Origin of the sequence: Edaphobacter modestus, assembly GCF_004217555.1 — a bacterium.
Lineage (GTDB): Bacteria > Acidobacteriota > Terriglobia > Terriglobales > Acidobacteriaceae > Edaphobacter > Edaphobacter modestus.
The window spans coordinates 1,842,861-1,854,524 of record NZ_SHKW01000001.1 but is presented as its reverse complement, the minus strand read 5'-3'; the positions used below and the strand labels follow the sequence as shown (position 1 = coordinate 1,854,524).

At 55.9% G+C, this 11,664-nt stretch carries 8 protein-coding genes and 1 pseudogene; 3 read left to right on the top strand and 6 right to left on the bottom strand.

What is annotated here, in order from left to right:
* Positions 1–5: 5 nt before the first annotated feature.
* The 6 genes from BDD14_RS07695 to BDD14_RS07670 form a co-directional block, all read right to left on the bottom strand.
* A complete protein-coding gene (locus BDD14_RS07695) occupies positions 6–302 on the bottom strand; it encodes a YtcA family lipoprotein (RefSeq protein WP_130418286.1) in 297 nt (98 codons plus the stop codon).
* Between the two features lies 1 nt (position 303).
* Entirely contained in the window at positions 304–1,719 is a 1,416-nt protein-coding gene (locus tag BDD14_RS07690) for a TolC family protein (protein ID WP_242617812.1), read from the bottom strand.
* A gap of 404 nt (positions 1,720–2,123) precedes the next feature.
* Positions 2,124–2,825 carry an IS6 family transposase gene (locus tag BDD14_RS07685; protein WP_130418284.1) on the bottom strand — a complete coding sequence of 234 codons (702 nt, stop codon included), beginning with the start codon at positions 2,823–2,825 and terminating at the stop codon, positions 2,124–2,126.
* Between the two features lie 332 nt (positions 2,826–3,157).
* A complete protein-coding gene (locus BDD14_RS07680; protein ID WP_242617811.1) occupies positions 3,158–4,720 on the bottom strand; it encodes a tannase/feruloyl esterase family alpha/beta hydrolase in 1,563 nt (520 codons plus the stop codon).
* Positions 4,721–5,792: 1,072 nt separating this feature from the next.
* Entirely contained in the window at positions 5,793–6,353 is a 561-nt protein-coding gene (locus BDD14_RS07675) for a peroxiredoxin family protein (protein WP_165419971.1), read from the bottom strand.
* 14 nt (positions 6,354–6,367) lie between these two features.
* Positions 6,368–7,723 (bottom strand): serine hydrolase, encoded by a 1,356-nt coding sequence (locus BDD14_RS07670; protein ID WP_165419970.1) that lies wholly within the window; start codon positions 7,721–7,723, stop codon positions 6,368–6,370.
* A 658-nt stretch (positions 7,724–8,381) separates the two neighbouring features.
* Between BDD14_RS07670 and BDD14_RS07665 the strand changes: the two genes are divergently transcribed.
* The 3 genes and pseudogenes from BDD14_RS07665 (at position 8,382) to BDD14_RS07655 (ending at position 11,312) form a co-directional block, all read left to right on the top strand.
* Positions 8,382–9,365, top strand: a complete 984-nt coding sequence (locus BDD14_RS07665; protein WP_242618235.1) for a VWA domain-containing protein — start codon at positions 8,382–8,384, stop codon at positions 9,363–9,365.
* Positions 9,335–10,003, top strand: coding sequence for a hypothetical protein (locus BDD14_RS07660; RefSeq protein ID WP_130418280.1), 669 nt, complete (start codon positions 9,335–9,337; stop codon positions 10,001–10,003). Before BDD14_RS07665 ends, BDD14_RS07660 begins: the two co-directional genes overlap by 31 nt.
* A 146-nt stretch (positions 10,004–10,149) precedes the next feature.
* A pseudogene (locus BDD14_RS07655) lies at positions 10,150–11,312 on the top strand (IS30 family transposase).
* Positions 11,313–11,664: the final 352 nt, after the last annotated feature.

Here is an 11,664-nt window from a genome sequence, read left to right as displayed (position 1 = left end):
TGCGGTCAACTGAAAAATAGAAGCCACAGGGTAAACATGAAAAATGCGGTCAGACACGGATAGACGAGAATCAGCGGCGAAAGATACTGCTCAAAGCCAATCCTCAAAAAGATCTGCCGTGCGGCGACCGTAAGAAGAATGCCGATCACACCGCATAGCATCCACGAAGGAAAATAGGATCCAAGAAGATTGAACGTGGGAGCACGAGAGCATCCCAGCGCAGACAGCAGCAGCAACGCAGCGCCGGCGCTGGAGATGATGTGCCGCTGAAAGCGGCGTACGGCCAGGGATCGCTTCAACATGCTACGGCCCCTTCGCATAGAGTAAATTTCCTGTCTCAAAAGCCAGGGCAGCCACACCCATCAGCAACTGCGTGCGGGCGTTGACATCGGCAGTCCGTGCAACCGCCAGCGATCGCTGGGCCGAAACCACATCGATCTGGTTCCGCACCCCATAGGAGTACGACTGAAGCGCAGCATTGTAAGACTCCGTCGATGCAGCCAGCAGAGCCGCGGCCGCCCTTTGTTGTCGCAGCGCGGTGTGCGCTGTCGAGTAAGCAGCCCACACCTGGTTCTCTACCCGATCCTGAAGCGCCTTCAACTCCGCGGCAGCCTGATTTTGGTCTGCCTTCGCACGAGCCAGTCGGTTCTCGCGCGCAAAGCCGTCGAAGAGATTCCACGTAAGGCTAAGCCTCGCGTTCCACAACTCCTGATTCGGAGAATAGATGCCCGGCATCTGATTCTGTTGTCCATAGGTCTTTGCCAGTCCCGCTGCTCCACCGACCCTCAGCGAAGGAAGGTAATCTCTCTTCGCCAGCTTGACCACGGACTCTGCCCCTCGCAGACTCTGTACACGTTGCATCAAATCAGGCCGCTGCGCCAGCGCCTTGTCGATGGAACTCTCCACCGTTTCCGTAAGATCCTCCGGAATCGTTAAATTCTGAATGCTCTCCACCTGAAACGGCGCGGTCGGCGAGATGCCCATCGAAGTCGCCAGATCTCCGTGCGCGATCTCGGTAGCGCCAAACGCCGCCTGCAGATCGTAATCGGCCTGTGCGACGGCGCTCCGAGCCTCCAGAACGTCAGGCAGCGTCGCCAATCCCGTTTGCAGGCGCGCTTCCGCGGCATCCTGTACGGTCTGTGCATTTTTCAGAGTCGCCTCTGCGGCCTCTTCCTGCCCCTTGCTGTTGAGAAAGCGATAGTAGGCCTGCATCACCTGGAAGATAACCTTGCGATGCGTATCGTTGAAGAGAAAGTTTGCCGCGAGCAGCTTGCTCTTACTGATAGCGATTCGCTGCGTCCGTCTTCCAAAGTCGAAGACCACGTAATCGAGAGAGAGTGTCGGCGAAAAAGTCTCCGTGGTCTGACGATAAAAATTCGGGGCGAAGAAGACATTGTTGCGAGCGCTCTGAGCGATTGCTGTCGCCGCGAGGGCCGGATAGAGCTCAGCTTCCGCGATGCCGACCTCCGCAGCACGCGCTCTTGCATTCTGCCAGGCCACTCGCGTCTCGGGGTTGTTTTCCTCCGCCAGATTGATAAGCTCCGGTAAAGTATAGACCTCCGATGGATCGAGAACCGGAGCATTGGTTCCGGCTCCGCGCGTGTTCACGGGAGCGCCGGACGGTGGAGACCACGGTCGATCTGGAGATGCCGGGGCCTTCTGTGCGACAGAAGTCATCGACAGACTCAGGGAGATCAGGATCACTGACAGTCTGGACACGCCTGTTCGCCGCGAATCATCTCCGCATCGTCGTTCGATGCACTCCCCCCGGACGGATCGTTGATTTTCCATATCTCTCGAGAGGGCTCTATTCTATATCCGGAAAGCAGTCTGCCCGATGCAGACCGCGACTCTGCATTTGTCAGATCCCATTTGTGCCCTAACTCAGCCCTACGGCCTCCCGAAGTTTTTCCAGACCGGCCACAAACCCGGTGACACCCTGTCGGCATCGCAATGGTCAACATTAAACCCAAAGCAAAAGCGGACTGACCCGGACGGCAGTGTCTTCTCCTTCTCGACACCGCCGACTCGAACGTCTGGGTCAAATGTGGCCTCTATGACAGCGTGGACGGCTCTGTTGCATTAACTCTGTTGGTCGCAGTTCGTCCGTTGCGCGGTTTACATCAGACAGCGATAACGAAGATGTCGAACAGCTTGTTTACGAAGCGCACCTCGTCTTTGACATGCGGCTTACACGTGAGGCAATGTCCTCGGCGGATCATCCGCATCACCTCGAACCCCTTCATCGTAGCGGCGGCCGTCTTCATTGTCTGAAAGCCTCGCGTGGGGCGAATGATTCGCTTCAGTGCGCCGTGGTCGGCTTCAATGATGTTGTTCAGATACTTGCACGTGCGATGCTTGGGATTGCTTGATAGCTTGCCTTCTCGTTGCAGCCGGCTAATGGCTTTTGAAAAAGAGCCGAGTTGGTCCGTGGTGATGGAGGATGGCGGCCAGTGGCGCATTGTCGTCAGCGCTTTTCCCAGGAAACGATGGGCCGCACGGGTATTTCGCCGATCCATCAACATGAAATCGATCAACCGGCCATGCTTGTCGACGGCCCGGAACAGGTACTTCCAGTGGCCACCGACCTTCACATACGTCTCGTCCACTCGCCACGAGGTCGCACGGTACCCCTGGTACCAGCGGACCCGCTTCTCAAGCTCAGGCGCGTAGCGATGAACCCAGTGCATGATCGTGGTCGGATCCACGTCTACGCCGCGTTCCTGCATCATCTCCGCTAGATCCCGGTAGCTTATCCCATACTTGCAGTACCAGCGAACGCACACCAGGATGATATCCACAGGGAAACGACGGCGCTTGAACATGAACAAGGCTCCTCGGCGAACCACTCCAGACTACGACACCCCCGTTAATGCAACAGGAGCCAGAAAATGGGCGCTCCAGATACAGCACTAGGACTTCTAGGAAGAATTGAACGGTGATAACCATCATGCGGCGTATCGGGCCGTCCCGATGCGTCTAGAGTAAGTGACGTGGTGCAAGCTATCAATTCGTACACTTGTAGATGAGGAGCGCTATGTACCGAAAAGTTCTCGCCTGTGAGGGTATGCTGCCAGAACTCGGTCCAGCAGAGCAATCGACGTCAGCGAGGAGTCAGCGTCTCCTGTGTGTTCCATTGTGCTCACAGCGCGAACGCTTACTCCGCCCCACAAGCAAAGCTCGTCGCATCCTTCACATCCCCGCCGCCCTTGTACTTCGCCACCTGCGGATACGGGCACAGCGGCCGCGTCATCACTGGCTTATTGTCAGTCCCCAGCTTCACGGCAATCATCTCGCCTATAGGCTTCCCCGTCTCCACCCATTCCTGCAAATCCGCCAGCGCGCCCGTCCCGGGCCCCTTCGCGCTCGGAGCGCCCAACTGCCCAAACAGATTCGCCCCCGGCCCGCCAATGCAGTGCTCCATCCCCGGCACCATATACAGCCGCGCAAAGCTCGCCATCTTCTCCCCGCCCATCGTCTTCTGCACACTCTCGTAGTACGCAATCGAATTCAGTGGAGAGATCGCCGGATCGTCCCACCCGTGATATATCACCAGCTTCCCGCCCCGCGCCGCAAACGCCCCCAGGTCCGGATTCACCGCGTTCACATCTTTCCCCGTCTTTGCCTCCGCCGTCTGCAGCGCCGCATCCACATCCGCCGTCAACGGGTTCCACTTCGGGTCGTCAAAGACCATATAGCGGAAGTAGTTCTGCATATACAACACACCGCTCCCGCTCCCCGCCGAAGACCCCAACACCCACGTCGCCCAGCTTGTCCACTCGTCCCCCGGCATATATCCCGGAAAGAGCGAATGCCCCTTTGCATCCACGCCGCCCGCATACAGCTTCCGTACGGAGCTGATCTGCTTCTCCGTCAGGCACTCCCGCGAATCTCCACCCTTGCACAGCAGCACCGCCGGATCGAAGTGGCACGCCCGCGGATCGTTCAGCACCCCGTCTTTCACCCCATCCTGCGCATCGCACTGCTCCAGCACCGTCTTGGTAATCGCAGGCAGCTTCATCGAGCTCACATACGCCTCCGGATCGACAACCGCCTTCGTAATATCCAGACCGCTGCTCAGCATCCTGGTCCAGTTATTCGCCGGAGCACCCGCCAGTATCCCGTCATAATCCCCCGGAAACCGCTGCGCCTCCATCAGCGCCTCGCGCCCGCCATCGCTGCACGAGTCAAAGTAGCTCTTCTTCGCTCCATCGCCGTAGTACGCGGCAATCACCGCCTTTGCCGCCACTGCCGTCAGGTGCAGCCCTCTCCAGCCAAAATCAGCGATCTTTTCCGGATGCTTATACGCCCAGCTCGCATCCTCCGCCTGCCCCTCATGGCCCGTATCCGTGCCCGCTGTCGCATATCCCTGCTTCAGTGCTCCACCCATCTGCTCATAGCCAATTGACCCGGCAAAGCCGCCGTTCCCTACACCGAGCAACCGTCCATTCCAGCCGGAAGCTGGCATCCAGACTTCAAACTTGATGTTGGAATCCGCGGTCGGCCGCAGCACACCCGCCACCCTGCAGAACTCCGGTACCTCGCCGTGCAGCGGCTGTCCATACGGACTCACAAACCGACCCGCCTCCGTCACCGCGACCATCGTGATCTCGCCCTGTGGCAGCTTCAGGTTCGTTAATCCAGCACAATCCGCCGCCCGCGCCACCACTGGCGCGCCCACCATCACTCCCGCCAGCAATCCAGCTACCATATTCCGCATAGGTGCGCACTACTCTATCACGAGGTCATTACAAAAACTCAGTTCAGGAGATGGTAGAAGAACGCATTTGCTCTCGCTGAGAGCTATCAGGATTTGGAATTCTGCGTTCCGTCGCTGCGCTTTATCAGGATTGATGTAGCGCTTCCGTCAGTTTGTTTGCGCCGAGCACGTTCGTGATGCGCTTGTTGTATGCCATCGTCGCGAGGCGGAGTTCGCCCCTTCCAACCGTCGATCCGCACAACAGCAACCTGGATGGCCGGAGTGACTTCTAGTTTGTTTGAATGTAATTCAGTGAGGAGCACGAGGTGTTGCAAAGGCTGATCTCAGCGATGAGCCTGATTCAGAGAACTACCTCGGAGGCTCCTCAGAGACGAGATGAATTGCATCGGACTGGATGTTCACTAGAAGACGATCAGCTATTGCGTGAAGGACGCGGTGGGTCAGATCCATCATTAGGATTGTTTCGGGACTGGCAGAGAGTACAAACTCAATCTTCTGTTACGGCCCTTTGGAGCCCGAGACAGCAAATGGTTGTGTGAATCTCTGAAATTGACAGGTTGGGGGGCTTCGGCTTTCAACCTGTTTCCTTTGTGCGTGATGCACCTGTAACTAACGATATATGAACAATTTGCACGTATCGTGATGTACGAATTTAGGACCGGTCTAGATTATCTGGCGTGGTCCTGTTTTGTCCCTGATTACCATCCAGTTGTTGCACCGCGTTGTTGCATGGAGCACTTGCCGGTGTCAGTTGGCAGACCAACCTGTCCACACCTATTCCGATGACGCGCAGGGGAGCGCAGGTCGATTGCCGGAAAGACCTCCCCGGCAGTCTGTGGTGGCCCCCGTCGAACTTGCCGGAAACCGGACTTTTCTGGCAGTTCGGTTTCACCTTTCCGACAAGCCGGTTTTACGGCCATTTGCCCAAAACACAGATCGATCTGAATAGGTCGATGAGCGCATTTGCCTGTTGGCGACAACTGAACAGTGAGGGGAGCCGATTGGTATAGACCGGTCGACTTGGGGCAGCTGATTTTGAGCGCTCGTAATGAGGCTGCATCTGATGAATCGCTTACGGGCCGTCCGTGTGTCCGGGATGCTCCTTAAAGTACTGCAGGCAGGCCAAGAGAGAAGTGCTCTCACCATCGATATTGTTGACGGCAATCCGAGGTAATTGCACTTTGCCACCCGGGGCCACGATGACCTCGTAGATTCCCTGATTGCCGGAGCTGCTTGCGACCTCTGCTGGAACTCCGTAAGCTTTTGCAATCGCTTGATCCGGGTCAGCAAGCAAAGTAAACGTAAGTTCGTTTTTCTCCGCCCAGACCCTGTTGCTTTCGGGCGTTGTGCGGCCTATACCGATGACCGAGGCGTTGAACGCGTTGTACTTTGCAAGGTCCCGTTGCAAATTGCGCGCCGCCAAGCCGATCTCGTCGCTCGAATGGTCTCCAAAGAAGAACAGAATGATCCATTCCCCTTTATAGTCCTTGAGCGAAACTTTGGAGCCGGTTTGCGACTGAAGTTGGAAATCGGGCGCTGCATCTCCAGGTTCAGGCAGGCCGAATGCGAAGGGACTCACGGCCACCAAGAGCGAGCAGCAAACCACTCGGCGTATGAGAGTTGAGTATGTCATAGCAGGCCTCCGGCTCATTTCTTCATTTCCTTGTAATCACGACCACCCTGATGCAGGAACAGGTAGTCTACGCTGCCTTTATCGTCGGTATGAAATTCGATCTCGGCATCGACCACCTTCATAAAGAATCTGGACTCTGATTCTGGAAAGATGGGGAACTTTTTCTGACCTGTAGCCTGTGCGAAAAGCTGGTCCCCTTCGAGCGTGTAGACAACGCTAAAGGTGGGAGTAGCCATATAGGTTCCCACGTACCGTTCCAACATGCTTCGGTCCACCTTCGCCAGGGTGCGGGTGACGGGCTGTAAGTCTGGCCATTTGTACTCAACGGCTATACTTCGCATCAGCTCATTCGCGATTTCTGCTCCGCCAACTGCATTGGTCATCACGATTGCCCCGTCACCGCTCTTCTCGTAAGCAACGAGCAAGCTCTGGAATCCTTTGTTCACGCCCCCGTGAGTGAAGTATGGGTTCGCGTCGTTGCCACCAAGTTCTATACCGAGGCCCCAGTGATTCTTGCCGGGCGTCAGCATCGCGGTTGTCATGGCAGAGTCGAGAACGTGGTTCGCCTTTCCCGCGAGGGATCCCTGAACTTCGAGGATGTATTTCGCTAGATCGGACGGCGTGGTCCACAACCCGGCAGCGGCCATCTCGGGATAGATGAGTGCCCCTCCAGGCACGGGCAGGCCATCTTCTGTGTAAGCAGTAGCTGCATCGGCCATCAACGATGAGGGCAACGGCTGCTCATAGGTGCTGTGCGTCATGCCGATCGGACCCAGGACGGTATCTGCCATCAGTTTCGGAAAGGACTCGTGTGCCGTGTCCACTAACGCCTGTTGCATCACCGTGAAACCGCCGCCGGAATAGTTCCATTCGGTTCCCGGCGCTTTAGCGATCCGAATCGGAGGGGTGTTGGCCGGTTCCGTGCCATCCAGCACCTGCACCAGGGTAGGGACAGGTGACCCGGCTGTATATCCGCGAAATCCATGCACGGTGATGCCTGCAGTATGCGACAGCAGTTCACGGAGTGTCACGGTGGCATCGGGCGCTGCGGAACTGGGCGGGACGTGCCAGGACGTAAGCGCTCGGTTGATATCCGCATCCAGCGAGAGCTTGCTGGTTTGCACGAAACGGAGTGCGGCCATTGCGGCGAGTGGCTTGCTCATCGATCCAGCCTGAAACAGTGTGTTTTCGATGACCGGTTTCCCATCTGGTCCGGCAACACCGAACCCTCTCGCCCACGCGATCGAACCGTTGTGGACCACGGCCACGCTGACGCCCGGAATCTTGAGCTCGGCCATGCGGGCGGCCAGCGATTTGCACTCCGGGACTTCGCCCTGAACCAGCACCGGAGGCGGGAGACAGTTTGTCACGCGGTCCTGATGCGCATCCGCTGTTGTACTCTTTGCTGGCTCAGAAGCCCGGAGAGTACAAGTTGCCAGGAGCATGATTCCTATATGAGCAGACTTTGATCGGAGCATTGGCTATGCGCGCCCCACGTTCATATTGATAGGGCCCGAAACGATCCGGAAGACCAGGCCATCGGGATCGGAAACGTCTCTAATTGCCCTGCGAACTCGATGAATCTGCAACTCAATAGTGTCCATGTTTACCTGAAAGGATCAGAAGTGGCGTTTACCCTATAGACGAAGTAAGCAGCGCGACGCTCGATAAATTTTAATCGAGAATGGGACGTGTCTTGGCAGTAGATACTAAACAGACGTGCATGTCGCCAGGATCGATTCTCGATTGGTGCCAAATCGCCAATGCGCTCTCCGACAATGGAACGCGAGCCACATGGCCGAATAGTCGCCTTCTCGGACAAGTGAAAACGGGGATTTCGGCAACTTCGCATTCTGGGTCCGCACCCCTCGAACTTGCTGGAAACCCGACTTTCCGGGAGCGATCTGCTACTCGCCCCCGTCTAGCTGCGATCGGTCGTGCGAACTGCTTACTTTCCTTCTGGCGCACGCTTGTTTAGACTCCTGACGGTGAGGGTCAGACGTGAGAGGAGTTGTACTTTTCTTTGGAATGAGTCTCGCTTTATGTACCGCTCGAGGCCAGTCAGGCTTCGAGAAGGGTGCAACGATACCTACGATTCGAACAACAACCAATTTGGTAATCGCGCCCGTAGTCGTCCGATCTAAGGCAGGTAAGATCATTCGTGGTCTTCGACCAGATGATTTTGTGCTCACAGACAATGGGGTAGAACAAAAACTCTTCGCGGACGAAGTAACGAAGCAACATCTGGCCATCGTGGTAATCATACAAACCGGGGCCGGTGCGCCACGCGGCTTTCAAAACTATCGCACCTTCGGCAGTATGCTTGAGGTCACCGCCAACAGAGCAACCCGCAAGGTTGCTCTGATTACATTTGATAGCCAGCCGCGGCAAATATGGAACTTTCCGCCTCGAACAGACGGGCTAGAATATGCGTTCGAACATCTCGATAGTGGAGATCCAGGCGCTGCGATCATCGATGCCGTTAATAGTGGGATAGATCTCCTCCAACAACAGCCTCCCACGTTGGGACGCGTGATCCTCATACTCAGCCAGGCCCAGGACTCAGGAAGTTCAACGCCTCCGGCAGCGATCATTCAACGCCTTGGGGAGAACAACGTTGCCGTCTACAGCGTCACCTTTCCAACTGAAAGTCCGGCAGCTTCCGAATCCCTAAATACGTGTTCTGCGCATGAAGGCCAAGCCCCCGGTGGCGTTACATCTGCAAGTATGCCCTCGGTGGATATCTTAAAGCGAATTTGTCAGGAGACAGCCACTCAGCTTGCTAAGCTGTCCGGCGGGGAACATGTGCGCATTGAGAACAAGGACGATCTGATCGGAAGCCTGTCATTATTGCGAGAGGGATTTAGCAATTCCGTCCTGCTCAGCTTCCACCCCGAGCCTAATACGGTTGGTTTTCACGCTATAAGCGTGACGACTAGATCTAGTTCTTCTCATTTCGTGGTTTCTTCGAGGAGCTCCTATTGGGTTCCGAAACAAGCGTTATTTCGTTAGGCGACCGGAAGCATGAGAAACGTGGTTTCTATGAGAAGGTCACTTCTGTCAAGGGTTGGCTTTTCATGCGCATACGGGCACTCTATCGCTGGCGAAGAATTGAGTTCCGGCGGCAGCCGCTTCCTGAGAAAGTGGCTGCATTAATTTACCTTGATGCCGCCGGCCCATTCGCTTACTACGACCGTCGCCACGGAGATATGGTTCTCGACATGCTTGACGTTAAGAAGAAAATCAATGAGATGCAATCAGGTGAGATACAGGATCTAAAACGGTTTACCCAGGACATGCTAACTAGCGTTTCGCAGCTTGAAAAAGATCTGCAAAAAACCACGCAACAGATGGCAGCTATGCCTTCTCCCCCGCCACCTCCACCTCTCTCAATGGCAGTTGCGTTTGGTGAAAAAAAATACACCGAGATACACGTGCCTATTCTTGCGTTTTTCGCATGCCCTCACAATTTCGGCGCAGCATTCAAGGACAACCCTACTGCTAAAACAGCAGCTGTGGCGGATGCTTTTGCAGCAGGCATACCATCGGCTCACGTCGTCCGCCTGGAAGACGCCGACCACTATGTCTTCAACTCGAATGAAGCAGACGTCATCCCAGAGGTGAATGCATTTCTCCAGAAGCTACCCTAACCGGAAACGCCGATCTCGTCACTTTTCCGGTTTGTCGGCAATACGGAAGTAATTCATTGTCCTCTGTAGTGCACGAAAAACGGGGCGGTCTCAACCGGTCGATGCAACACGATCTGATATGAATTCATATTCTAAAGGTGGTGTTTATGGCACAAGGAAAACGGGACAGGCTTTCCACCGAGCAGCGGATCGACATGTGGCGCCGTTGGAAGTCTGGCGAGTCGTTGCATGAGATTGGCCGCGCCTTCGGTAAAGGCGATGGTTCCATTCGGTTCTTGTTGACGCAGCGCGGCGGGATAGTTCCTGATGCTCGTCGACGCTCGCTGCGAACGCTGACGCTGGCCGAGCGGGAAGACATCTCACGAGGAATTGCTTCCGGTTTGTCGATTCGTGAGATAGCCAACGGGTTGCAACGGGCTGTGTCGACAGTGAGCCGGGAGGTGGCGCGTCATGGCGGGGGTCCACTCTATCGAGCCAATGAAGCAGATCATCAGGCCTGGGAGTCGGCTCTGCGACCCAAGGTGTGCCTTCTTGCCATCGACGAGAAGCTGCGGACGATCGTGGCCAGTAAACTGATCCAGGACTGGTCGCCGGAACAGGTTTCGAAATGGCTGAAGGTCCACTATCCCAGCAACGAGAGCATGCGCGTGTCCCACGAAACCATCTACCGCAGCTTATTCATCCAGGCCCGGGGAGTGCTGAAAAAAGAGCTGATTCAGCACCTCAGGTCCAAGCGGCTGATACGTCGCTCACGGCACTCGCGCGCTGCGGGACAGTCTCGAGGTCAGATCGTCGATGCCATCTCTATTAGGGAAAGGCCTGCGGAGGTTGAAGACCGCGCTATTCCCGGTCATTGGGAGGGCGGGACCTGCTTAGCGGCAGCAGCAATAGTCATGTCGCAACCCTGGTGGAACGACATTCGCGTTTTACCATGCTGGTCAAAGTGCCCAGCAAAGATACAGCGACGGTCGTCGCCGCGCTGAGCAAGCACGTGCGTAAACTGCCCGCGTCCCTGCGGCGCTCGTTGACCTGGGACCGGGGGCACGAGATGGCAAAACACAAGAGCTTCACGGTGGACACGAATGTGAAAGTCTACTTCTGTGATCCGCAGAGCCCCTGGCAGCGCGGCACCAATGAAAATACCAACGGCCTACTGAGACAATACTTCCCTAAGAAAACCGACTTATCCGGTTACTCTCAAGCCGATCTCAACAAGGTAGCTCTGCGCCTAAATCAACGCCCCCGAAAGACCTTGGGCTTTGAAACCCCGGCGAGTAAACTTCAAGCCAGTGTTGCATCGACCGGTTGAGACCGCCGGGGTTTTCGGCAACTACGGAAACGTTACTCAGTTCTCTTTGGATAGCCAATCAAATAAGTTATCGGTACAAAGCCATTCCTCTTCGTTCCCGCTTGCCAGTGATAGTCCTTCACTCGTAACCGCTTTGACATCTGGAATAGCTCATCCTTCGAGTAAGCACGTAGGCATGACATGAGGCCCTCAAACCAGAGCATAAACGGAACAAGTGGTATGACATAGGTCCAGATAATTCGTGGCCAGCGGAAAGGCCGAATCGCTGGCGTAATAAGCAGAGCGACCATGGGAAAAAAGCAGATCGCGAGCATGACTCTCATATCTCTCTTTGCGCCCTCAAAGATAGCAA

Excerpts from the sequence above, each read along its gene's own strand:
- BDD14_RS07695 (WP_130418286.1), bottom strand. The coding sequence starts at position 302 with ATGTTGAAGCGATCCCTGGCCGTACGCCGCTTTCAGCGGCACATCATC.
- BDD14_RS07685 (WP_130418284.1), bottom strand. The coding sequence starts at position 2,825 with ATGTTCAAGCGCCGTCGTTTCCCTGTGGATATCATCCTGGTGTGCGTT.
- BDD14_RS07680 (WP_242617811.1), bottom strand. The coding sequence starts at position 4,720 with ATGCGGAATATGGTAGCTGGATTGCTGGCGGGAGTGATGGTGGGCGCG.
- BDD14_RS07675 (WP_165419971.1), bottom strand. The coding sequence starts at position 6,353 with ATGACATACTCAACTCTCATACGCCGAGTGGTTTGCTGCTCGCTCTTG.
- BDD14_RS07665 (WP_242618235.1), top strand. The coding sequence starts at position 8,382 with ATGAGTCTCGCTTTATGTACCGCTCGAGGCCAGTCAGGCTTCGAGAAG.